General features: G+C 32.8%; 25 protein-coding genes, 2 tRNA genes and 1 other RNA gene. 13 read left to right on the plus strand and 15 right to left on the minus strand.

The features are described 5' to 3' along the window. The first annotated feature begins 53 nt into the window (after positions 1-53). Entirely contained in the window at positions 54-992 is a 939-nt protein-coding gene (locus K5782_RS02395; RefSeq protein WP_366069288.1) for an ABC transporter ATP-binding protein, read from the plus strand. Further along, a complete protein-coding gene (locus tag K5782_RS02400) occupies positions 976-1,737 on the plus strand; it encodes an ABC transporter permease (protein WP_297463756.1) in 762 nt (253 codons plus the stop codon). The genes K5782_RS02395 and K5782_RS02400 overlap by 17 nt, the downstream gene beginning before the upstream one ends. Here the strand turns inward: K5782_RS02400 and K5782_RS02405 are convergent. From K5782_RS02405 to K5782_RS02415, 3 genes are all read right to left on the minus strand, one after another. Further along, positions 1,734-2,489, minus strand: a complete 756-nt coding sequence (locus K5782_RS02405; RefSeq protein ID WP_297463758.1) for an NAD-binding protein — start codon at positions 2,487-2,489, stop codon at positions 1,734-1,736. The genes K5782_RS02400 and K5782_RS02405 overlap by 4 nt on opposite strands. 59 nt (positions 2,490-2,548) lie before the next feature. Then, positions 2,549-2,624 (minus strand) — tRNA-Gln (locus tag K5782_RS02410). A gap of 74 nt (positions 2,625-2,698) precedes the next feature. After that, entirely contained in the window at positions 2,699-3,727 is a 1,029-nt protein-coding gene (locus K5782_RS02415; RefSeq protein ID WP_297463760.1) for a DUF354 domain-containing protein, read from the minus strand. A 64-nt stretch (positions 3,728-3,791) separates the two neighbouring features. On the opposite strand from K5782_RS02415, the gene K5782_RS02420 reads away from it, so the two are divergent. From K5782_RS02420 to K5782_RS02445, 6 genes are all read left to right on the plus strand, one after another. After that, positions 3,792-4,931 (plus strand): hypothetical protein, encoded by a 1,140-nt coding sequence (locus K5782_RS02420; protein ID WP_297463762.1) that lies wholly within the window; start codon positions 3,792-3,794, stop codon positions 4,929-4,931. A 35-nt stretch (positions 4,932-4,966) separates the two neighbouring features. Continuing rightward, positions 4,967-5,530, plus strand: coding sequence for a nucleotide exchange factor GrpE (locus K5782_RS02425; RefSeq protein WP_297463764.1), 564 nt, complete (start codon positions 4,967-4,969; stop codon positions 5,528-5,530). A gap of 12 nt (positions 5,531-5,542) precedes the next feature. Continuing rightward, positions 5,543-7,399: a molecular chaperone DnaK gene (gene dnaK, locus K5782_RS02430; RefSeq protein WP_297463766.1), complete on the plus strand. Its 1,857-nt coding sequence runs from the start codon at positions 5,543-5,545 to the stop codon at positions 7,397-7,399. 41 nt (positions 7,400-7,440) lie between these two features. Further along, on the plus strand, positions 7,441-8,520 hold the full coding sequence (gene dnaJ / locus K5782_RS02435) for a molecular chaperone DnaJ (protein WP_297463768.1): 1,080 nt from the start codon (positions 7,441-7,443) through the stop codon (positions 8,518-8,520). A gap of 9 nt (positions 8,521-8,529) precedes the next feature. Then, positions 8,530-9,066, plus strand: a complete 537-nt coding sequence (locus tag K5782_RS02440) for a hypothetical protein (protein ID WP_297463769.1) — start codon at positions 8,530-8,532, stop codon at positions 9,064-9,066. 252 nt (positions 9,067-9,318) lie between these two features. Next, positions 9,319-9,403 (plus strand) — tRNA-Leu (locus K5782_RS02445). A 5-nt stretch (positions 9,404-9,408) separates the two neighbouring features. On the opposite strand, the gene gatE is transcribed toward K5782_RS02445, so the two are convergent. From gatE to K5782_RS02460, 3 genes are read right to left on the minus strand one after another with little or no spacing between them, the layout of a single operon-like run. Next, a complete protein-coding gene (gatE, locus tag K5782_RS02450; protein ID WP_297463771.1) occupies positions 9,409-11,313 on the minus strand; it encodes a Glu-tRNA(Gln) amidotransferase subunit GatE in 1,905 nt (634 codons plus the stop codon). A gap of 11 nt (positions 11,314-11,324) precedes the next feature. Beyond that, positions 11,325-12,614 (minus strand): Glu-tRNA(Gln) amidotransferase subunit GatD, encoded by a 1,290-nt coding sequence (gatD, locus tag K5782_RS02455; protein WP_297463773.1) that lies wholly within the window; start codon positions 12,612-12,614, stop codon positions 11,325-11,327. Positions 12,615-12,647: 33 nt separating this feature from the next. Next, entirely contained in the window at positions 12,648-14,834 is a 2,187-nt protein-coding gene (locus tag K5782_RS02460) for a CDC48 family AAA ATPase (protein ID WP_297463775.1), read from the minus strand. 105 nt (positions 14,835-14,939) lie between these two features. Between K5782_RS02460 and K5782_RS02465 the strand changes: the two genes are divergently transcribed. Next, a complete protein-coding gene (locus tag K5782_RS02465) occupies positions 14,940-15,674 on the plus strand; it encodes a 50S ribosomal protein L2 (protein WP_179365643.1) in 735 nt (244 codons plus the stop codon). Positions 15,675-15,729: 55 nt separating this feature from the next. After that, positions 15,730-16,008, plus strand: a complete 279-nt coding sequence (locus K5782_RS02470; RefSeq protein ID WP_297463777.1) for an acylphosphatase — start codon at positions 15,730-15,732, stop codon at positions 16,006-16,008. Here the strand turns inward: K5782_RS02470 and K5782_RS02475 are convergent. The 4 genes from K5782_RS02475 to K5782_RS02490 form a co-directional block, all read right to left on the minus strand. After that, positions 16,005-16,337 (minus strand): DUF5655 domain-containing protein, encoded by a 333-nt coding sequence (locus tag K5782_RS02475; RefSeq protein ID WP_297463779.1) that lies wholly within the window; start codon positions 16,335-16,337, stop codon positions 16,005-16,007. The genes K5782_RS02470 and K5782_RS02475 overlap by 4 nt on opposite strands. A 31-nt stretch (positions 16,338-16,368) precedes the next feature. Further along, positions 16,369-16,680: signal recognition particle sRNA (gene ffs, locus K5782_RS02480), an RNA gene on the minus strand. 34 nt (positions 16,681-16,714) lie between these two features. Further along, positions 16,715-17,629, minus strand: coding sequence for a TIGR00269 family protein (locus tag K5782_RS02485; RefSeq protein ID WP_297463781.1), 915 nt, complete (start codon positions 17,627-17,629; stop codon positions 16,715-16,717). Between the two features lie 44 nt (positions 17,630-17,673). Next, a complete protein-coding gene (locus tag K5782_RS02490) occupies positions 17,674-18,813 on the minus strand; it encodes a site-2 protease family protein (RefSeq protein ID WP_297463784.1) in 1,140 nt (379 codons plus the stop codon). Positions 18,814-18,918: 105 nt separating this feature from the next. Here K5782_RS02490 and cutA point away from each other — a divergent pair, with 105 nt between their 5' ends. Continuing rightward, the gene (gene cutA / locus K5782_RS02495) at positions 18,919-19,230 is read left to right on the plus strand and encodes a divalent-cation tolerance protein CutA (RefSeq protein ID WP_297463785.1); all 312 of its coding nucleotides are present in this window, start codon (positions 18,919-18,921) and stop codon (positions 19,228-19,230) included. On the opposite strand, the gene K5782_RS02500 is transcribed toward cutA, so the two are convergent. Together K5782_RS02500 and K5782_RS02505 are read right to left on the minus strand one after the other, a co-directional pair. Beyond that, the gene (locus K5782_RS02500; protein ID WP_297463787.1) at positions 19,227-20,279 is read right to left on the minus strand and encodes an mRNA surveillance protein pelota; all 1,053 of its coding nucleotides are present in this window, start codon (positions 20,277-20,279) and stop codon (positions 19,227-19,229) included. The two genes, cutA and K5782_RS02500, sit on opposite strands and share 4 nt — an antisense overlap. Positions 20,280-20,311: 32 nt before the next feature. After that, complete coding sequence (locus K5782_RS02505) at positions 20,312-20,728, minus strand: hypothetical protein (protein WP_297463789.1); 417 nt, start codon at positions 20,726-20,728, stop codon at positions 20,312-20,314. Positions 20,729-20,899: 171 nt separating this feature from the next. On the opposite strand from K5782_RS02505, the gene K5782_RS02510 reads away from it, so the two are divergent. After that, positions 20,900-21,319 (plus strand): secondary thiamine-phosphate synthase enzyme YjbQ, encoded by a 420-nt coding sequence (locus K5782_RS02510; protein WP_297463791.1) that lies wholly within the window; start codon positions 20,900-20,902, stop codon positions 21,317-21,319. A gap of 1 nt (position 21,320) precedes the next feature. Here K5782_RS02510 and K5782_RS02515 read toward each other — a convergent pair whose 3' ends face one another. From K5782_RS02515 to K5782_RS02525, 3 genes are read right to left on the minus strand one after another with little or no spacing between them, the layout of a single operon-like run. Then, positions 21,321-21,485 carry a hypothetical protein gene (locus tag K5782_RS02515; RefSeq protein ID WP_297463793.1) on the minus strand — a complete coding sequence of 55 codons (165 nt, stop codon included), beginning with the start codon at positions 21,483-21,485 and terminating at the stop codon, positions 21,321-21,323. Positions 21,486-21,537: 52 nt separating this feature from the next. Further along, positions 21,538-21,996 (minus strand): metal-dependent transcriptional regulator, encoded by a 459-nt coding sequence (locus K5782_RS02520; protein ID WP_297463795.1) that lies wholly within the window; start codon positions 21,994-21,996, stop codon positions 21,538-21,540. 1 nt (position 21,997) lies between these two features. Further along, positions 21,998-22,765 carry a helix-turn-helix domain-containing protein gene (locus K5782_RS02525; protein ID WP_007549421.1) on the minus strand — a complete coding sequence of 256 codons (768 nt, stop codon included), beginning with the start codon at positions 22,763-22,765 and terminating at the stop codon, positions 21,998-22,000. Between the two features lie 116 nt (positions 22,766-22,881). On the opposite strand from K5782_RS02525, the gene tes reads away from it, so the two are divergent. Continuing rightward, the gene (gene tes, locus K5782_RS02530) at positions 22,882-24,546 is read left to right on the plus strand and encodes a tetraether lipid synthase Tes (protein WP_297463799.1); all 1,665 of its coding nucleotides are present in this window, start codon (positions 22,882-22,884) and stop codon (positions 24,544-24,546) included. The last annotated feature ends 19 nt before the right edge of the window (positions 24,547-24,565 follow it).

A 24,565-nucleotide genomic window follows, 5' to 3' on the forward strand; every position in this document is an offset into this window, starting at 1 on the left:
GACTTTAGTAGTTTCTTCATTAACTAAATTAGTGGGAAGATCGCATTATTTTCATGTCATGTATTGTTGTTGAGAATTTGTCAAAATCATATGGATCACTAACAGCAGTTGATGATATTGTTTTAGCAGTAAAATCTGGTAAAGTTTTTGGATTTTTGGGTCCTAATGGGGCAGGTAAATCAACTACTATCAAACTTCTAACTACGTTAATTCCACCGTCCAATGGCTCTCTGACAATTTTAGGAATAAATGCAATTGAAAATCCTTTACAAGTTCGTCATAAAATTGGAGTAGTTTTGCAACAGCCTAGCTACGAACCAACATTAACGGTTGAAAAATCTCTTGATAAATATGGCATGATGTGGAATGTTCCAAAAAATGAACGTAAAAAAAGAAGAGAAGAACTCCTAAAAGATTTTGATCTGATTGACATTCGTAAGAAAAGAAATGAGGATCTCTCTATTGGTCAAAGAAGACGTGTTCAGGTAGCTCGTGAATTTATGCACGATATGGAACTTTTATTTCTTGATGAACCTACGGTGGGATTAGATCCTAGTGCTAGAAGAAAATTATTAGATTATTTAAAAAACAAAGCCAAGACAGGTTTGACAATATTTTATACTACACATATTCTAAGCGAAGCTGAATATCTTTGTGATGAAATAGCTATCATTGATAAAGGAAAAATTCTTACAGTAGATACACCTGAGGCATTAAAAAATAGATTTGGAAATAAAAAAACAATAAAAATTCATTTACTTGAAAAACAAAATAAAATAACAACAATTCTTGAGGGAATCGTTGACTGCAAAATTGATTTTGATAATGGAACTAATATTATAATACATTCAGAACAATCTGAATTAGTTTTATTACAAGTTCTACGAATTCTAAATGAAAATAAAATTGAGATAGAAGATCTTTCAGCAGTTCCTACAAATCTAGAAGAGATATTTTTAAAAATGGTGAGTGATAATGCATCCAATAATTAGACTTGTTAATAGAAACTTAACAATATCAATTAATCCTGGATTTTTGATCTGGCAAGTGATTTTTCCTTTAATTTACATTTTTGTTGCAGGTTATGCATACACATCATTAATTGATCAAGTTCCTTTTGGTGACAAAAATATTAGCTATCCTACATTTTTGGCAACTGGTATGATTGGATTTAATATTATGAATAGTACTCTGATCTCAGGAATAATAATTTGGAATGATAGAAGACATGGCATGTTTGAGCAAATAATGTCTGGGCCATTTACACGATCTGATTATATTTTAAGTAATATTTGCACTATTGGAATTGTAGGATTGGTAAGTGCGTCATTAATTGCACTTGTTGGGTATCCTGTATTTTTTGAATCAATTGAATTTACTCCAATTACTATTCCAATGATTATCTTTGCTGCAATTGTGGGTTCTGTTTTATTTGGTTCCATAGCCTCAATAATTTCTACTCGATTACGTTCTAGTGAAGGATTTAATGTTATAATCAATACTGTTTTTTTATTTTTTGCCTTTGTTAGTACTGCATTTTATCCCTCTTCAGGTTCACCAGAACCTCTTAGAACCATTTTTTATCTAAACCCACTTACCTATTTGGTAGATGTTATACGTGGTGGAATTTTTGGTAATATTACAGAATTTGTAATTATTGAAATGTGTGTTTTAGTAGTTATTGCATCAATACTTTTTATTATTGCAACAAAATTACTTACAAAACTAGATTTTTAATTATTAGAATTTTTCACATCGTTAAAACTCTTATACATATTATTTATTTTTTTAATTATGTCTAAATTATCATATTTGATTAAACTTAGATTTGGTATAACGCAATGCCCACCTATTATTCCTGGATACATCTTTGGTCTGTTTCCTAAATTTTCATGAATTTCATCTGCAAATTTCCACATCTCATCAAAATCTATTTTTTCTGTATCACAAATCATTTTAGTAATCTGAGCATAATTAATTAACCATCCATAATATGTTGTATCAACTAAAATTTTTGCTAATTCGGCAGTTTTAGTGGTAGACATCCATTGTATTTTTTGAAATCTTTTCTCTAATTCTAATTTAATTTTAGGGCTAATTTCTTTTTTATCAGATGAGATAAATTTTGTATATTTTTTTATATCATCTAAAAATCTTTTGTGCACTCCACGTACAGGTGAAAATAAAACTGGTATCTCGACTCTATCTTGAATATGTTTTGTAGTACCTGGTTGTACAGTTGAATGAATAATGACAACATTTAAGTCTGAAATTTTTTTTATCCATTTTATTGTTATTTCACTAAATTCGTTTAATTCTCCTGGAAGACAAATATGTAGATATTCTGGATTTTTTATTAGATTATTTTCAGAATAGTTTCTACATTTTGATTTATCACTATCTATTCCTACACAATCAAATCCGCGCTCAGCAAGTAACTCAAAAAGAGTAGATCCAACTTCTCCCATTCCTAAAATGATGTCTGTCATTTGTTACCCTCTGAAAATTCACAGTATTATATTCGTGTTACAGTTGATGTTTTTTAATATGGTAGCCCTGCCCAGACTCGAACTGGGGTTAAGGGCTTCAAAGGCCCCTGTGCTTGACCGCTACACTACAGGACTATCAAAAAGGAGCAACTTGATTCCCCTAATGAACTTTTTATTTACTTGAATTTCTACCTAAAACCAATTCATAATTACTCTTTGATAATTTGAATTAGTTTTTGAATAGGATCTTCCATGTTGTCGGTAATTTTTCTTGCTCTTTTTTTGGAATTATTATCTGAAGTTTCAAGGAATTTTCTAATAATTTTAGTAATTTTTTTAGGATCTGTTTCTCTATTTACAAGATTATTTTTTACTAAAAATCTCTCAACTATATTGGGTACTGCATTATATGAAATAGTTGGAATTCCTAGTAAAGCTGACTCTGCTGTCATAGTGCCACCTGATCCTAGAAAAATATCTGTATGCTCTAACAAATGTTTTCCATCAAATGACATTTTCATAATACTTGTCTTTTTACCGAATATTTTTTTTAAATTTTCAATTTGTTCAGAATATCTTCCAAGAATGACAATATTTTCACCATCAAATTCTTTTACAATTTCATTTATGATTGGTATTATTTTTATTGATTTAGATGTATACGCTGCTTGCTCTTCTTCTACTCTGATCAAAATATTTTTTTTATTATTATTTTTAAATGGTAAAGATTTTTTTTGGCTGTTATTTCTTTTTATCGTTACTGATGCATCAATTGCTTTGTATGTAATAATGTCTTTTGAATCTATACCATATTTTAAAAATTCTTTTTTAGGTATTATCCAAGGAATCAACAATTTTTGAATTAATGGTAATGTTAATTTCATCACTGCTTTAGCATGTGGTGAATCACAAAATGCAATATGCCTTATTCCCATACCAAATGAAACTCTTGCGGCTTCAGGAGAACAGAAGCTAATTACCATATCTGGAGAAAATTTATAAATTAACAAAGATAGTTTTCTTATTCGGTTAATACTGGCCTCGAGTTTATCATATTTTTTACCTCCGCCATGCTTTCCGACATAAATTAGGTCAATTTTTCGAATTTTTGCTAGTTTTGAGACTTCATCATATGATCGAGATGTGCATAAAACATTGTGATTTTTCCTCAGTCTCTCAATTACTGGTTCAGAAAACAATAATTGTTTAGGAGTTAGAATATCTATCCAAATTTTCAAGTATCTCTCATTATTATGGTAAGTTCAATAAGTTTTTCTTAGTCTAATACTAGGCTTATGTGTAATGGGGGGAGCAAAAGTTGTTGTCTATGGACTTAGTACCGAAGGATATGCTATCGCATGTCAAATGGCAATCAAGGGAGCTGATGTATACATTATTGACGAATCAACCCCATCAGCAATTTCATTAAAAGCAGAAATTGCTAAAACTTATCCAAATGTATCTTCTCTAAAAGAAGATGAGCCATTATTAGCTATGGAGCCAATCGATGTAGCTATTTCAAAAGCTCAATATCTTTTCTTTACTCCAAGAATTAGAAAAACAGGACAAGACATCAAAACTGAAATTCATTCAAAATTTAAAGATGCTACAACATCTTTAAAAAAAAATAGTTCTGTGATTTACACTCTCCCTTCTGGTTTTGGTGGTAATAATGAAAATATTTCATTACTTGAGCATGTAACTGGACTTGAGGTTGGAAAACAAATCTCATATTTTTATTATCCATTAGAAGATCTTAATCAACAACCAAAGTTTATTGGTTCTTTCAACGGAAAAGAGGATTCTGCATTGGCAGATCTTTTAACAACTGGAAAAAAAGAAAAAAAATTTGTAGCTATTTCATCTTCTGAGCATTTTCATGCAATTAATGTATTGTCTAGATTTGCTAGCCTAAGTAGTATTTTAGAGGTTTGTCGATATGTTCAAGATGATATAACAAAAAATGATCTATCCTCAGATGATTTCCAAGAAATCTTTTTAGATAATATGATTAGTGGGTTATTTGATCTTAAATCCTTAGGCTCATCATTTGAAAGTGCAAATACGCTCATGTATCTTATCAATGGAAGCGTAAAGGGTATTGATGGCTATATTAAGAAATTAATCGATGAAATTCGATCTACCCTGAAGAAAAATGATCTAAAAGCTAGTAGAACAAAAATTGCATTATCTTGGACACTTGATCAACATGAAATGCGGGGAGATAAAATTGAAATGTTACAGAATTTAACTTCTAGATTACGCGATTACATCGGTGACGTTGAAGCATATGAACATCCAAATTCTGATTTATTTCATAGTGACAAAACTACCATTATTGTAGCATGCTCAAAAATAGATTTTGAAAATATAGAAAAAAATAAACAAGATACCAATATTATTGTAATTAAAGCTAATCCATTATGTGAAATTATTCAATAAGAGTATAAATTAGCTAATAGATCATTATGGGTGAAATGTCAGATGAAAACAATCTAGATGAAGTCCCAGTTAATGTAATTTCTAATAATAAAACCAATAATTTATCTGAGGATTTAACACAAACAATTAGTGATAACATTACTGTAGATGAATTACAAAATCTTTTGGAAATCGAAAAACAAAAAGTGAAAGATTATGAAGATAAAATTAAACATGTATTGGCAGATTATCAAAATCTAAATAAAAAAACACAATCTGATATTGAAAAAGGTGTAAATACAAAAATTGATGAATTTATGTTAGATTTTTTGAAAATTTATGATGACTTTATAAGAGCAAAGCAAGTATTTGCAGAAAGTAAGATCAATACTGATGGATTAGACTCTATTTTGAAAAATATGGATTCTTTGTTAGCAAAATATAACATAACTCCAATTGATGCATTAGGTGAGATATTTGATCCAAATCTTCATGAGGCAATTTCTATAATTGAAGATCCTGAACTAGATAACAATACAATTATCAAAGAACTTAGGAAAGGATATATTTCTCATAAGAGAGTTATTAGACCAACACTGGTAGAAATATCAAAAAAATAATGGTGAAATTAAATGACTAAAATAATAGGAATCGATTTAGGAACAAGTAATTCGGCTGCTGCCGTGGTAATGGGTGGAAAACCTACTATCATTCCCGCAGCTGAAGGTGCTACTGTAGGCGGCAAGGCTTTTCCTTCAGTCGTAGCATTTACTAAAACTGGTGAACTTTTGGTAGGCGAACCAGCACGAAGACAAGCTGTAACAAATCCTGATAGTACTATTGCTGCAGCAAAAAGAAAAATGGGCTCAGATTATATTTTCAAAATTCAAGATAAAAATTACAAACCTCAACAAATTTCTGCATTTATCCTTCAAAAAATAAAAAAAGATGCTGAAGCTTTCATAGGCGAACCAGTTGAGAAAGCTGTAATTACAGTTCCAGCATATTTTGATGATAATCAACGTCAAGCAACTAAAGATGCTGGAACCATCGCAGGTCTTGATGTTGTAAGAATAATAAATGAACCGACAGCTGCATCTTTGGCATTTGGATTAGATAAAACCAAACAAGATATGAAAATTCTTGTATTTGATTTTGGTGGCGGAACTTTAGATGTAACAATAATGGAAATGGGTGGAGGTGTATTTGAAGTAATGAGTACATCTGGTGACACTCAATTAGGTGGAACTGATATGGATAAAGTTGTAATCAATTACATTCTTGATGAATTTAAGAAAAAAGAGGGAACGGATCTATCTAAAGATAGTACTGCAATGGCTAGAGTTAGAGAAGCTGCAGAGAAAGCAAAAATTGAGCTTTCAACTATTATGGAAACTGACATCAACCTTCCATTCATATCTCATGATCCTTCAACAGGTGCAAAAAATCTTGAACTAAGATTAACAAGAGCAAAACTTGATGAATTAATTCGACCTATTATCCAACGATGTAAGCCTTCTATAGAAAAAGCACTTGAAGATGCTAAAATATCAAAAGCAGATGTCAGCAAAATTGTAATGGTTGGTGGACCTACAAGAATTCCACTAGTGAAAAAATTTGTTGGTGAAGTTCTTGGTAAAGAACCTGAGTCTGGTATTGATCCTATGGAAGCAGTAGCTATGGGTGCAGCAATACAGGCTGGAATTATTGCTGGTGATGTGACTAGTGATATTGTGTTACTTGATGTAACACCATTAACATTAGGAATCGAGACTTTGGGTGGAGTAAGAGAACCATTAATTGAAAGAAATACAACGATACCAACATCCAAAAGTAAAGTTTTCACTACTGCTGCAGATAATCAAACAGCAGTAACAATTCATGTAGTTCAAGGAGAAAGACCTATGGCAACTGATAATGTTTCATTAGGAAGTTTTAATCTTACAGATTTACCTCCTGCTCCTAGAGGAATTCCTCAAATTGAGGTAAAATTTGATATTGATGCAAATGGAATAATTAATGTAACTGCAAAAGATCTTGGAACCAAAAAAGAAGCTAAAATTACCATCTCGTCTAACTCAAAATTATCACCTGAAGAAATTGAAAAATTAAAACAAGATGCAGAAAAATTCTCTGATGAAGATAAAAAGAAAAAGGAGAAAATAGATCTAAGAAATGAAGCTGAAAGTTTTATCTACACAGTTGAAAAACTTGTAAATCATGATCTTAAAGACAAAATTTCACAAGAACAAGGCATCAAAGTCACTGATGCTGTAAAAGAAGTAAAAGAATCTCTTGATAAGGAAATTGATATTCTTAAACCAAAACTTGATACTTTAAAAACACTAGTAAATGAAATTACCACTGAACTTTACAAAAATTCTGCTCAGCCAAATACAGATCAGCAAAATGCTGGAGCTGATGGTCAACAAGGACAAGATAACACCCAGCAAAATACTGAATCATCTTCTGATGAAAACAAAAACTAACAAATTCCACCGTTTATACAATTACAATTGAAGGATGATTTATGGCTGCAAAACGTGATTATTATGAGGTTTTAGGAATTTCAAAATCATCTGCTTCTGATGAAATTAAAGCACAATATAGAAAATTAGCATTAAAATTTCATCCTGATCGTAATAAATCTGAAGAAGCTGGTGAACACTTTAAAGAAATTTCAGAGGCATATGCTGTACTTTCAGATCCTGAAAAAAGAAAGGTTTACGATCAACATGGTCACGCTGGTGTAGATGGAAGATATAGTAGCGAAGATATTTTTCAAGGTGCAGGTGGCGACTTTAGTGATTTATTTGGAAGAAGCGGTGGATTTGATTCCATTTTTGAATCAATCTTTGGTAGAACAGGAAGAACTACCTATAGGCAACAAAGAGGTTCAGATATTCTATATCAGACTACCATTACTCTTGAAGATGTTCTTCACGGAAAAAAAATGGAGATTGATTTACAAAAAGAAATACAATGTGAAATATGTAATGGGTCTGGATGTAAACCTGGGACAAACAAGAATACATGCTCTACATGTAATGGCCAAGGTCAGGTACGTCAAAGTAGAAGTATGGGATTTGCATCATTTGTAACTGTAGTGCCTTGTTCAACATGTAGAGGACAAGGTTCAATCATCCAAACCCCTTGTAGCGAATGTAAAGGAAATGGTAAGAAAAAAGGCAGTAAAAAAATATCATTTGATATTCCTCCAGGTGTAGATAACGGTGATTATACTGTTCCAGAAGAAGGCAATGAAATGCCAGGAGGAATAAACGGAGATCTAATTGTTAGAATTAGAGTACAGACTCACCAAAAATTCAAGAGAGATGATGTGGATATTTTTTATGATCAAGATGTATCTATGGTTGATGCTGCTTTAGGGCGTGAAATTATAGTTCCAACTTTGGATGGAACTGAAAAAATTAAAGTGGAATCAGGCAGTCAACCAAATACAATCATAAAATTAAAAGGCAAAGGTTTGCCACGCATGAATTCAAAAAATAGAGGTGATCAATATGTGCGAATTGTTGTTAATATTCCCAAAAAACTAAGCAAGCATCAAAAAAACCTTTTAGATGAATTCCAAAAAGCAGATCAATAGGTAATAAAATTGAAAATAGCTTTAGATGTAGATGGTGTACTGGCAGATGTAATTGAATCATGGTTAATTTACAGTAATAAAATCCGATCTAGTATTTCTAAAGATGAAATAACAAATTGGGATTTTTGGAAAAAATTCAAAATTAATAGATATGATTTTTATGAAGAATTGTCTACATGTTGGAAAAACTGGGACGCCATTCCTCCAACAGAAGATAATCTGTCAATAATTACAGAAAATCTTTCAAATTTTGGCCAAGTTGATATTGTTACAGCAAGAGAACTTTCAACTGATTCTTTTGTAAAAAATTGGCTTAAGCATCATGATATAACTTACCAAAATTATGTCTCAGTAATTGATGGTCCAATGAAAGCAGATTTAGATTATGATGTTTTTATTGATGATTCTCCATTAAATGCAATTAAATTTTTAGAACGGAAAAAAAATGTTTTATTATATTCACAGCCGTGGAATCAAAATCTTTCTGATCCCAAGGTTCAAAGAATTTTTACATTATCTGAAGCTGTTGAAAAATTGAAATTATAATTTGGTATCTTTGATAAATTTTCTTATTGTAACTTGATGACCACTTCGTATGTGATCTATGTGATGAGTATTTACTATTTCTTTAATTTTATCATCACTATAGAATTTTATATTATAACGTCCTAGAATTTTTTTACAATTACTACAATAAATCTCTCTAAATTCCATTTTCTATGTAATTTGTTAATCTGATGTATTTTAACTAAAACAGTATAATAAAGAAACTTATTCAGGATTTCAAAAATTCAGATTGCGGGAGTCGCCCAGCCTGGTCAAAGGCGTAAGGTTCAGATCCTTATCTTCTAGGAGTTCGTGGGTTCAAATCCCACTTCCCGCATAGATTTAGATACTTGCCAATTTTTTCTTGATATTTTTTAAAAGGAGATTATTTATCATTTCACCCGATGCTTTACCCCTTAATTTCTTCATAGCAATTCCCATAAGTGGTCCAACAGCTCGTTCTTTTTGATTTTTAATAATTTCTTGATTTGTTTCAACTATTTCTGTAATGATTTTTTCCAAATCTGATTCATTTACTGCCTCAATTGAAGTATTTTTCATTGCTTCCTCAATAGTTTTGGCTTTTCCAGCCATAATATTTTCAAAAATTATTTCAATTGATTCTTTGGCAATTTTTCCAATATCTAATAATTCAAATGTTTTTACAATATCATCATTTTGTAATAAATTAGCATTTAGTCCATTTCTTTCTAAATTAGTAATTGTGGAACAAAGTATTGATGCTACAAACATAGTATTAATTTTGGTCTTTTCAACAATTTTTTCAAATAATTCAATATACCGTGAATCAAAAATCTGTTCTGCTAGTTGTTCATTAATTTCATATCTTGTTTGTAAGTCTTTGATAGATTCATCCCATGATTTTGGTATGTTTTTTCTTGCATCTTCTAATTCTTTTTTTGAAATTAAGATTGGTGGAATATCTGTTTCAGGATACATTCTTGCTGCACCTGGTCTAGGTCTTAGAAATTTTGTTTCGCCTATCTGAGTAGCTAACCGTGTGTCATTTGGTATGCCTTTATTTTTTATATGTTCAATTCGTAAAATTATTTGATCTATGATAGTGTCCATCATTTCAAACGGGATAGCTAAAACTAAAAATGCATCATTATCATTAATTTTCAAAAATTCTTTCAAATTCTCTATGTCTTTTTCTTCAATACCATAATTTGGTAACTCGTCTGAATGAAAAACTCCGCCTAAACCAAAAAACCTCACTAATTCTGCTACTTCTTTTCCTAATCGTATTCCTTCATAAGGTGAATATCCAAACGTACCTCTCATGTTTTTAAAGACTATTGTAACAATCTCCTGATTTTTCTTTATAGCATTTTGAATAATTTTTGATTCACATTTTTTAAACTGTTCCGTGACTAATCTTCTGTCCTCATTATTATGACTCCACTCTATCTCTTGTAATTTTTTTGAAATTTTTAGTAATCCATGTTGTCTTTTAGCCTCATATTCTACTACTTTTTCTAATTGTTCTAATTGCTGAACACCTTTTACCTCAATTACAACTCCTCCATCTTTAATTGAAACATTAACATCTTGTCTAATTGAGCCTAATCCTCTCTTTACTTTTTTAGTACTCCTCAAAATTCTTCCTAACCCTAAAGCAATTGATTTGATTTGTTGGGGTTTTGCTTCAAATGGTTCAGTAGCAATTTCAATTAATGGTATTCCTAAACGTTCTAATCCAAATTTTCTTGTAGATCCTTCATCACCCAAATTTTTTGCAGCATCTTCCTCTAGACATATAGATTGAATTCCAATATTCTTTCCGTCAACCTCAAAATTACCACCTTGTGATATTAACATAGTACGTTGGAATCCGGTTGTATTAGATCCATCGACAACTGTTTTTCTCATAGGATAAATTTCACTAAAAATATTTGATTTTAATGTTGAAGCAATAATTAACGCAATTTTTCTTGCATCATCATCTAATTCATGTGGTGGTTCTTCATCTTGTTCTACAAGACAACTACTTGCTGGATTAGCGTAATACATTATTGTTTTTGATTTAGATTTTTCAAATAATGCAGCAGGATCATATTCACCTAATTCACTCTTCGATGCTCGTAATTTCCTTAGAAATTTTATAAAATATTCATCAGATTCTGATGACATACAATTACAAAACAACTTCTTATTAGTTGCTAGTTGCTGATGAATTTCAAGTCCTACTTTTACACCGACATCATTTATGGAAAATTCTGACACTACTACAACCTCTAATCTGTTAACTCCGATGCAATATTCTCAAGCATCATTTTCTTTATTTCATTTCTATCTTGAAAATTTCCTAATGTCCACATTGTTTTTACTAGAGCTACCTCAGGAATCATGTTTTCTAGTGGAATTATGCCTAAATCAAGTAAATCTCGACCGCTTTCATATACTGTCATCCTCACTCTACCATCAATACACTGAGATGTCATGCCTAGAAAAATTCCTTTTTCATTTGCTTTTTTTACATTATCGTACATTATTTTTCCAATATGCCCTAAACCAGTACCTTCAAAAATTATTCCATCATAATTCATTTCAATAATCTTTTCCAAGAGGCTAGGATCATATCCTGGATGATATTTGATTAGAGCTACTTTTGTATTGATCTTAATTCTTGGTTGAAATTCTTTTACTTTAAAAAAATTATTTCTTGCATTTCTTTGAACTTGTTCGTTTACAACAATAAATGCTGGATCATCTCCAACAGTTTGAAATGCACCTCTTTTGCTAGTGTGATTTTTTCTAACTCTTGTTCCAAAATGACACGCAATTGTTTCATCGTTTTCATCTTGATGCATTACAATATAGACGCCATTTGTTTTACAATCAATCAAAAATTTTACTGCACCAATCAAATTTAGAGCTGCATCTGAAGAAGCACGATCAGAGGATCTTTGAGAACCTACAAGTGCAATTGGAATAGGAAAACCTGCAAGTGCAAATGAAAGAAATGATGATGTATAATGCATTGTATCTGTTCCATGCGCTATAATTATACCTGAATAGTCTGAATTTGAATGCTCTTTTAATTTCTCAGCAATTTTTAACCAATGTTCTGGCATTATGTTTTCTGAATATTCTGAAAATAACACTTCTGCATCCATATTTGCAATTTTAGAAAGTTCTGGCACTGATGAATTAAGTTCTTCAGCACTTAGAACTGGAGTTACTGCACCGGTTCTATAATCTACTTTACTTGCTATTGTTCCTCCTGTTGATAATAATAAAATTTTTGGCAAGTTTGGATTTTTTTTCACGCTTTCTACTTTCTCAATATTTTTTTTAGGACTAGATATTATTTCGATTTTTTCGATCTTTTCTATTTCTAATCCAATATTGTATCCGCTTTTTAATTTGAGAACAATATGTTTATCGTCACTGTGCTCATATCTTGGCATAATTATTCCCAAATATGTCAAATCTGCTAAAATCTTGACGTTATCTCCAACAGTGATCCTATTATTTTTTAAAAACTCTAATGATTTACCTGTATATCCTCTAAATTCTGACATTTACGAGAGTTGGTATTGCCTATTTAATAAAAACTACCTGTAATAGGAAGCAACTAGTTTTTCACCTATTTTGAGATTCTTCTGTTCTCTTACTTTCTTTACTGCTGCTTCAAAGTGTTTCATAGTGACTTTGGCATCTGTAGAACTCTTCTCTATATCTTTGACATCTGGATGTGCATCTAAAAATTCATGAATCACAAGTGATACTGCAGTATTTGCGATAGCCGCAGTATCTGCACCGCTTAAACCATCTGTCAACTCTGCAATTTTATCAATATCTACACGTTGTGGATCATTTGGATTATCATTAATTGGTATTTTTTCAGCATTAATTTTCAAAATCATCTTTCTACTCTCTTTGTCTGGTAATGGGATCTGAATAATTTTATCAAATCTGCCTGGTCTTAGTAATGCTGGATCGATCATATCGGGTCTGTTAGTAGCTGCTAAAACAACTACTCCATGCATATTTTCCATACCATCTAACTCTGTAAGTAATTGACTAACCACTCTTTCAGTAACAGCTGTTTCGCCTCCTGCACCTCTAATTGGTGCAATTGAGTCAATTTCATCAAAGAATACAACACATGGTGAAGCTTGTCTTGCCCTTCTGAAAATTTCTCTTATTCCACGTTCAGATTCACCAACCCATTTTGATAGTAATTCAGGACCTCTAACTGAAACAAAGTTTGCTTCACTTTGAGTAGCAACTGCTTTAGCTAGTAATGTCTTACCAGTACCACTTGGACCATGAAGTAAAATACCTCTCGGCATTTTATGTCCTAGCTTATCATAAAGGCCTGGATATTTCATTGGCCATTCTACGGCTTCTTGAAGTTCACGTTTTACGTCTTCTAAACCGCCAACTTCTTCCCATTTTACATCTGGGTTTTCTATGAAGACTTCTCTCATTCCAGAAGGAGTGACTTCAATCAATGCTTTCTGGAAATCTTCATTATTTACAATCAATTTATCCAAAGTCTCAGGAGGAAGTTTTTCTTCTTCCATGTTAAGCTCAGGTAGTAATCTTCTCAAGCATTTCATTGCAGCCTCTTTACAAAGATATTCTAAATCCGCTCCAACATATCCATGACTAACACTTGATATCTTTTCAACATTAACATCGTCAGATAATGGCATGTTTCTGCTATGTATAGCAAGAATGTCTTTTCTTCCTTTTTTATCTGGAACTTTAATCTCAATTTCTCTATCAAATCTACCTGGTCTTCTAAGGGCAGGATCTATTGCGTTTGGTCTGTTTGTAGCTGCAATTACGATAACTTTTCCTCGTGCTTCCAATCCATCCATAAGTGATAACATTTGTGATACAACTCTTCTTTCTACTTCCCCAGTTACCTCTTCTCTTTTTGGAGCAATAGAATCAATTTCATCTACAAATATTATTGATGGAGCTTTTTCTCTAGCTTCTTTGAAAATCTCTCTTAGTCTAGCTTCACTTTCTCCATAAAACTTACTCATAATTTCTGGACCGGAAATACTAATGAAATGAGCTTGACTTTCATTTGCAACTGCTTTTGCAAGTAAAGTTTTTCCTGTTCCAGGTGGACCGTATAATAATACGCCTTTTGGGGCTTCAATTCCTAATTTCTCAAAAATTTCTGGATGTCTTAATGGTAGTTCTATCATTTCTCTTACTTTCTTTATTTCATCAGTTAAACCTCCAATATCCTCATAGGTTACTTGAGGTACTCCTCGTAATGTTTCACCCTTTTCTGCAATATGGAAAACAGTTTTCTGAGTAACTAAAACTGCATCTGCAGCAGGTGTTACTCCAATTACTTGAAATGTTAAACGTCCACCAAAATATGGAACCATTACATTATCTCCTTTAATCAAAGGAACACTTTCTAGAGCATCTGCAAGGTAACGCTCATCAATTGGAGGTATTGCCTCAAGTGGTGCAACCACAACTTTTTCAGCAGCAACTGCTTTGATTTTTCTTACAGTAATAGTATCACCAATAGCAATTCCTGAATTATTACGACCCAATCCGTCAATTCTGATAATTCCTTTTCCCTCATCAGATGGGTAAAGTGGAAGACATTTTGCAACGGTTCTTCTCTTACCCTTAATCTCAATAACATCGCCAGTAGATGCATTTAGTGTATCCATAGAATCATAATCAATTCTTGCAACGCCACGACCTACATCTCGTGTATATGCTTCTAGAACTTTAAGAGAAAGTGCATTCTGGCTCATATTACAAACTCTGTTGTCTAATTTTTATATCTTTGTGGTAATTTTAGCAAAATACATGGGTAAAATCACAAGCTTAAAATCCTTAATGAATGGGAATCGATCTACTTGGGTAAGAGACCATTAGTAAGAAGACGTGGCCGTGGAGGATTTCAATTTAGATCTACGTCTACTGGTAAAGTAGGAAGTAAAGCAAAATATCCACGTTTTTCGTTATCTGAGCAACATGAAGGCCTAGTGATTGATCTAGTACATGAGCGTGGTAGAGAAGCACCACTAGCTAAAATACGATTTGAAGATGGCTCAGTCTCATTTATGCCTGCAGTCTTAGGTACTAAAGTAGGCGAAACTTTCCAATTTGGATTAAAATCAAAAATTGAAAAAGGTAATGTAATCAGTGTTCAAAACATTCCTGATGGAACTATTGTCTGTAACGTCGAAAAACATTTTGGTGATGGTGGCGCTATAGTAAAGTCAGCAGGAACAAATGCAACTATTTTCTCTCATGGTGAAGAGGGAGTTACAATAAAACTCCCATCTGGAAAATTCACTACCCTTAATCCAAAGAACAGAGCTATGATTGGAACTTTGGCAGGTGGTGGAGCTGGCGAACGATTCTTTATGAGTGCAGGTAACAAATGGCGTAGTTTTAGGGCTAAAGGAAAGAAATTCCCTATAGTAAGAGGTGTAGCACAAGCAGCTTACGTACATCCACACGGTGGTGGAAGACATCAACACGTTGGACAAAGTTCTACTGTTTCTAGAGATGCTCCTCCTGGAGCTAAAGTAGGTAGCATCGCTGCAAGAAAAACTGGAAGAGCTAGAATTAAAGAAAGAAAGTAATAATCTAATTTTTCTTACCTAAAAATGATTAATATCAGATTAAAATAATTTTTGTATGTCAAAGCAAAGAATCAGAATTTTTGTAAAAGGCAAAGTACAAGGTGTATTTTTTCGTCAGGCTCTTAAAGTAATGGCTAAAAAAAATAATGTTTTTGGTTGGGTAAAAAATCTAAAAGATGGTAGAGTTGAAGCTGTACTTGAAGGAGATGAAGAAAAAGTAAATAGACTAATTGAATGGTCTCATGGAGGACCAGCAAATGCAAGAGTTGAGGATGTTGAAATTAGAAATGAGAAATTTATTGGAGAATTTTCAAAATTTGATGTATTGTACTAGTTGATTATTTCAAAAGCATTTTTTATAATCTCTTTGAGTTCTGTTATTTCTTGCCCTGTTTTGATTTGTAAAGTCTTAGGAACTTCTTTTCTACTTTTTTGAATTTTAATTATAATGCCTTCTCTTTCTGGCTCTACATCTACAAACCATCTAAATGTCATGGATTTTCCAAAAACAACTCTATGCATTCTGATGTCCTCGACCACGTTTTCTCCTAAAGAAAGACAGAATTCTCTTATAGAATCAAATAATGGTAGTACTGAACTTGGAATTTGTTTTTTAAAATCATTATAATCTCTTTTTGTTCCAAAAGAGATCATTCCATCCATAATGATTAAAATTTAATTTTAATTATAAAGGTAGTAGATCTGTTGGTTCCAGTCTAGACGGATAGCCCCATTTCAAGGCATACAAGATCCGCCACGTAGACGAGGAAGCGTGGATGCTCCACCTTAGGATTGCTCCCTCCCGGACCTCATCCCTTTCGATAGTTCGAACTTAGACGTTATCCCTTCGGATAATTCTTGTCCTGCAACCACCCGCCTCGGCGTGATTTCATTTCCGCACACCAAGCGGGAATTACCTATCTAGAGATTTACCCAACAGTTACTGATCTCTGCGTATAGCCGGTTTCAGAATAGGGCACGGCTGGCACCCCAATCCTACCTACTACCATTTTTTTCTATGATGGTATGTTATATTTGCATTAGGTTTGATTTTCTTTTAGTTTTAAAACCATATTACACACAGAACAGATCTTTCCAGTGCATTCATTGCCACATTTTATACAAATTGTCTTTTGTTTGTTATTTCCTTCTTTAACAATTTGAGATACTTTGACTATTGACTGATAGAGATTATTTTTAATTCCACTATGTTTTCCTTCTAATGAATTTAAAAACTCTCTAATTTCTGTTCTTATCCCCTCATTCATGTGTGGACAAGGTTCCGTTTGAAATGGGATGTCGTTTGTAAATGCATAAAATACAATTTCAGATTCATAAATCTCACAAAATGGCTTTATCTTTCTTAACGTGTTACTGGAATTATCTGGATTCATCCAACCAATTTTAGTAGTATCTCCAGATAACATGTTTATTACAAATGTCTGCAACGTGTCATCTAAATTATGCCCTGTTGCTATCACATCTGCACCAATGTCTTTTGCTGCATGATCAATTGCACGTCTTCTTAGAGTTCCACAAATTGAACATGAAGATGTTTTTTCATTTTCTCTCAAATCTAGTGCTTCTTCTAGTGTTAAATCAAACAATTCTTTATAAGAAAAAACTTTGTGTTCTACGTTTAATTTAGTACAATATTTTTGGACAATTTCTAATGCCTCATTTCTATAACCTGGAATACCTTCATCAATTGTTACTGCCTTTATTCTAAAGTTATGTGTTTTAGTCATTTGGTTAATGATTTCAAGTAAAGCAAGTGAATCTTTACCGCCAGATACTGCAACTGCTACTAGTTCATTATTTTGAATCATATCGTATTTTGAAATAGTTTTTGCAGTTTTTCTTACGATAGAACTTGAAAAACATTTGGAGCATAATTTCTCTCCGGAATATTTACGCGTGTATGCTGCCTGATTCTCACATCTATCGCATTTCATTAAATTGTGTGGTTTTTTTTCATTAATGATTCTTTAGGTATTTTTTAGATAGTAAACCAGCCTGATTTCATATATGATAATGCAATATTCAAACCAAACAAAGCAAATGTGAATGCGTAAATTCCCCACATTGTAATGTTTACTGCCTTATCAGAAATTTTCTTATCTATGATTGTATGAATAAATTTTCCGCCATCTAAAATTGGTAATGGTAACATGTTGATGATTCCAATAAAAAATGATATCATCCATAACCATAGCAAAAACATTGAAACATTTGGATCATTCCATTCAATAAAATTCAAAACTGGTTTGTATGCAAATGAATTATCTCTCATTATCCCTATTAGTCCTCTTTGTGGATCTTCAGGTGATGGAATTATTTCAACAGGAAATTGTAAAATCTGTCCATTTCTAAGTACTGAAACATTTGCAATTTCACCTGGAATCAGCTCTGTCTTTTGAAAATCCAACGGACTCAATATTTGGATTCCATTAATTGAAGTAATAATGTCATTTGCAAGTAGTCCTGCTTTTTCTGCTCCAGAGTTTTCAATTATTGAAAGTATCAGTACACCGTCTGGTAAATCATAAAATGTACTTAGCAATGGTTCAGGTAAAACCATTGCAAAGAAAGGATTTGTTAAAAGTATTAATCCTAATGCAAATGCAAAAATTACATTTGAAGTAGCTCCTGCACCAATAACTCTTAATTTTGAAATCTTTTTTGCTTTGTTAAATTCTTCCTCATCTGGTTCTACAAATCCTGCAAACATTGCAATGAATATTGCAAATCCACCAGTTTTTATCTTAATTTTTTCTAGTGTTGCAACAATACCGTGAGCACCTTCATGAATAACTAAAACAATTGGAATTGATAGTAAAAAGTATAGAATTGATGATGAAGATGTCAAAGTTACACCAGGAATTAAAACAGTTAACTGTGAAAATTCCGTTGGTGCTACAAAGTAGTTAGAAATATTTGATAGTAAAAACCAAAATGCAAATCCCATCATAAGAAAACCTGCAACTACACTAACATTAGCAAAAATTTTGATTCCTCGTCTAGTTCGTCCTAACATTCTTGTTAACGCTAATTGTACTTGCTGATTTTTGTAAACTAGACTGTAAATTTTTAGCTCAAAGCCATGTTTTTCTAATTTTAATCCCTTGGCAACTATCAAAATTACTACCCACGCTATTAACACATAGATTATCGAATTTTGAGTAATGAAATCAAGGTCCAAACTAATTGTTAATTTTTTAAACTACGGTCATTTATAGGTATTATGAAGCCAGTCATGATTATCTCCACATATCCTAACAAAATTTCAATTACAAAAATTGCAAATCAATTAATTAAAAATAAAGTCATAGCATGTGTTAACATTACTAAAATTTCATCAATTTATTCTTGGAATGATAAAATTGAAAACACTACTGAATATCTTGCAATTTTCAAAACCACACAAAAAAATAAAAAAACTCTCAAAGAAAAAATCAGAGAGACTCATCCTTATCAAGTTCCTGAGATTGCTGAAATTGCTATTACATCAACAAACACGTCTTATCTCAAATGGTTAGTAGAATCAACATCTTAGGCCTCTATAGCATAACGCAGCAAAGAAACTATTCCTCCCAATCCAGTAACTCTTAGACCTATATCTGTAGAAGAGTCCACACTGTACGTTTTCACACCTTTACTTTCTGCATCATTAAGAAGTTCTATTACTTTTTTTTCATCATTTGTTTGGATTGCTTTATCTGAGAAAACAAGTAACTCAACAGCACCAAATTGGTTTGCCTTGAAGGTTTCCTCAAAACCCATGGTAAATTTCCTGCTTTTTTTGTTTGCCCTTAGCATTATCTCATCAATTATTGAAGATACTTTAGCCAGTTTACTCTCTGACATTATTTCTTTCATAGTTTGGGATTTCGTAAATGTATAAATTCCATCTTCCCCGCCTGAATCAATTCCCTCTGCAATCTGAATTTTATATTTTTGAGCATTTTGGGATTTTAAAATAAAATTGGAAAATCTTTTTTTTGTTTCTCCTGGACCAAATATTATAATAGTATCTGTTTCTTTAGATATAGAAAATAATGCTTGTTGAATCTGTTCAAAAAATTTTTCTATATTGAAATTTGTTTTGTATCTTTTTCCTCCAGAACCAGAATAGATATTTGGAATAAACTCCAAATGTGTTCCTTTTAGTCTTGCTATTCCGCAATCTCCAGTATCAATTGCAACTAATACAAAACCTACTTGCTTGTTATTTGATTCAATTAAATTTTTTTCAACTGGTGACCACTTTTTCTTTGTGATTGTTATGCCATCATTTACTTTAAGAATAAATGAATGATGTGATCCATGAGGTACAGATTCATTACTTGATTCTAATATGGTACCACTAATTCTTAATCTATCTAAAACATCATCAAGGGATATTTTTTCTACATTTAATGCAATTCTTACTCTGATTCTTTCACCCTTGTCTGGTCTTGCATAATCTTTTTCTAATTTAATTACTCTAGTTGTATCTCCAACTATCCTATCCCCTTCATTGATTACACGACGTAAATTCAAAAGATCATCAGAATCTTCTGGCATTACAGAAATTGAATTATCGTCAATTGTTTTTGTAATCATGATCTTATACTAATTAACAGAAACAAAAGAGTTTAGCTTGTAACTTCGCTAGTTTTTGTCTCTTCAGTTTTTTTCTTTAGATAATTTTCAACCCAATCTAATGTGAGCACTCCCGATTCAGCTAGATTTGTTAAAGAATTTGCAGAGGCTTCACCTACTACCTTTCCACTGTTTTTTCTTATTTGACGCCACTTGAGTGCAGTATTTCCGCTCTTCGAATTATAGATAATTCCAAGAATGTCTCTAGCGTTTACAAATGTAATGTCTCTTACTTTTTTTAGAGTAACTTTGTCTGCGGCTTCAACATAAATTGATCCTAAGATGTCTTCTCTTTCAGCAAATACTTCTGAATCTTCCAAATAACTTCTTGGAGCATAAGATCGGCATGTACTGCCAATTACAAATCTTCTAAAACTTTCCAATGATGCAGGAGTGTCAATTGTAACCATTTTGAATAAATCCACAGTTCGTCATTTATCAATCTTGTTGAAAGACTCAATAGGCATCTGCCTGAATTATGCCTTGCTGGCAGTGATGACCCTATCCCTTTGATTGATGATGAGGATCTTGAGTTCTGAGCCTGCTTAGAATTTTTATGATAGACATGATACTTTCATATCATGAAGTCTTTAACTGAATATCTAACATACAACGTAAAAGGACGTAGAGCATTTGTCAATATTACTCCCGATGTAAGAAAACTGGTTCTTAAAAGTAAAGTCCAAGAGGGACTTTGTCTAGTAAATGCAATGCATATCACTGCAAGTGTTTTCATCAATGATAATGAAAGTGGTTTGCATCATGATTATGAAAAATGGTTAGAATCACTTGCACCCCATGAACCAGTTGATCAATATGAGCACAATAATACTGGCGAAGACAATGCAGATGCTCATTTAAAACGACAAATAATGGGAAGAGAAGTTGTTGTTGCTATTACAAATGGTAAATTAGATTTTGGTCCATGGGAACAAATCTTTTATGGTGAATTTGACGGACAAAGACCAAAAAGAGTGCTAGTTAAAATTATTGGCGAGTAATTTATCCGAAATCTACATCGCGTTTCTGACTTTGTGATTCGTTCTTTCTTGCAGAAGCTCTAAACTCCTCATCATGATTCTGAGGCCCATGTCCACATTTTACACATGCCACTTTGAACCCATCATCATCTTTTTGCCAAGTCTCACAGCCACAAAAACATGCCATATGTCATATTGTTTTCAATACGATATATCCTTTGGGATCATTCGATTTATTTCTAAGATGTTTTACAACACTCGCCCATTGGAATCTCATGATCATGAGGGCATTTTCTTGGATGCTTTAACATGGTACAAAGCGCATCTGTAAATTGTTTATTCATATGATGTTCGATTCCACATACCATCTCTTCATCTATTGCAACTTTTAATGCACTGTCCATCAAAACTTCTAACAGTCTACTATTTCTCATCATACTCGAACCGATTCTTTCTCCATCTTGGGTTAGTGTTACACCTGCCTTGTTGTAATTTACAAGATTTTTTTCATTTAGTTTTTTTAGCATTTGTACAACACTTGGCTGTCTGACATTAAGCATCTTTGCAATTGTAGATATCTTGACATCTTCTCCTCTTTCTTTTATGTGCCAAATTGCCTTGAGATACATCTCAACATGTTCAGCTTCTGCTGTTCCTACAAAAAGAGTTTCATCGTTTTCATCATTTAATGTATCCATACTATACCACCTTTGAATCTTTTAATAAATATTCAAAATACTGTCTTGCAAATCCAGCTAATCCTGTATGATCTGCCCAAATTGCTACCAAATCTGGAGTATTCATTGCTCCCATCTCTGGACCCAATAAAATTACAACATATCTGTTATCTGAAATTATCCCTCCTCCGAAGAGTCCTTTTTTGATTTTTACAGTTGCAACTCTGCTTATTGCCTTAAGTGATTCTTTATCCATTTTATCTGAAGTTAATATCTTGATATCTACCCCTTTATCATGTAGCGCTCTTAGTTTTGGCAATGCCTGTCTGACTAATTCTTGCCCTGCTTCTGGCAATGCAATCATTACTTCATTTCTGCAAGATTCAACCATCTCCAAAATTTTTGAAGCAATATTTATTGCGCCAGATAATACCCATATGTCTGGTCTTTCACTGGTTCCGCTTTTTTCATACAAGGGCACAAGCTCGTTTAAAATAATATTTTGATTTTGTAAAAAATCATTTTGCATCTTTTGTTTTGTAGTCTCTAATCCTGTAGATGGAGATTTTGCAAAATATTTTGTTGGTCTTGAATCGTCTGAACCAATCCAACCCTTTTCTTCTAATGTTCCTAAAACCTCATAAATTTTTGAATATGGAACGCCTGATTTTTGGCTAAGATCAGAGGCTGTCAATTCCCCTGTTTCAAGTAATGATGCAAATGTTCTTGTTTCATAACTAGTAAGGCCAATTTTTTCTAGAGCCTTTCTTGTCTTGTCAGTTATGTTCATGCGATCTAATCGTTAAGTTTTGATATTTAAATCAGTCACGCCTGATTACTAAATTCCATACGGGGGCAAGTAGGCAATGCATTATATACCATTTTAGAAAAGTTGCCAATGTAAGCATGGCATTAATTCAGATTTCCAATCAATCAACTAAAAGTCTAGGCAAGAAATCTACTATTAGATTCACTCAAAGCATATGTCCTGACTGTAACATGATATTAGATGCAGAAGTCTTTGAGCGAGACGACAAGGTCTACATGTCAAAGATTTGCCCAACTCATGGTGAGTGTGAGGAATTATACTTTGGTTCTTATCAAATGTACAAGAAATTCAGTACATACTGGGTAGATGGTAAAGGTGCTCATGCTCCAAACGTAATGATTGACAAATGTTCATGTCCAAATAACTGTGGATTGTGCTCAAACCACCTGTCACACAGTGGATTGGCAAACATGATTGTAACTAACAGATGTGATTTGACATGCTGGTATTGCTTCTTTTATGTAAAGAAAGGCCTTGAAGGCGCTTACATGTATGAACCAGATCATACACAAGTAAGAGGAATGATGAAGACTCTAAAGGCTGAAAGACCAATTCCAGGTAATTCTATTCAGATTACTGGAGGTGAGCCAATGCTTAGAGAAGACATTGCTGATGTTATTAAAATAATGAAAGAAGAAGGCGTTGACCATGTCCAGATGAATACAAACGGTATCAGACATGCAATGGATCCAGAAGCAGCAAGAGAAGTCAGACTGGCTGGATGTAACAACTTGTATCTTTCATTTGATGGTGTTACTGCAAGAACAAATCCAAAGAATCACTGGGAGATTCCATATGCCCTTGATAGCTGCAGAAAAACAGGTACTACAGTAGTATTTGTTCCAACTGTAATTAAATCAATTAACGACCACGAACTAGGTGGAATTATTCGATATGCACAAAAGAACATGGATGTAGTTCACGCAGTTAACTTTCAACCTGTATCACTAACCGGTAGAATGGGTAAAGGAGAACGTGAAAAATATAGAATCACAGTTCCAGATTGCATTCAAAGAATCGAAGAGCAAACAAATGGTGAGGTAACTGTTGATGACTGGTTCCCAGTACCAAGTTGCATGCCACTAACTAATGTAATTGAAGCATTTTCTAGCAAACCAAAATACGAACTATCAATTCACTTTGCCTGTGGTGCAGGAACATACATCTTTGAAGATGCAGAAACAAAGAAATTTGTTCCACTAACCAAGTTTTGTGATATTCAAGGAATGCTTGAACTCTTTGAGGACAAAGCAGAAGAAATTCGTTCTGGTAAAAACAAATACTTTACAATGCTTGAAGTTGTAAGAAAACTAAAGGGCTTTGTTGATACAAAGAAACAGCCAGCCGGATTAGATTTGGCAAAAATGTTTGGTAATATCTTAATGAAGAGATCGTTTGAGTCAATTGGTTCATGGCATGTCAAAGGATTATTCTTAGGTATGATGCACTTCCAAGACAAATACAACGAAGACTTGGAAAGACTCCAAAGATGTGATATTCATTATCTTACACCAGACCTTAGAATTGTTCCATTCTGTGCATTTAATGTAATTCCGGAATGGTATAGAGACAGAATTCAAAAGAAATATTCCATTACCGTAGAGGAATGGGAGCAAAGAGAAGGCGTCAAACTAGAAGACGGTTTGTATCGTGGTCTAATGAGACGTGGAGCAGGTGATGAACTTGCTGCTGGCTGTGCAAAGAGTCAAATGTTCCATGACGCTGCTCAGGCAACAATGTAAATCTTAGACCTTAAATTAT

The sequence above is a fragment of the Nitrosarchaeum sp. genome (assembly GCF_025699065.1).
GTDB lineage: Archaea > Thermoproteota > Nitrososphaeria > Nitrososphaerales > Nitrosopumilaceae > Nitrosarchaeum.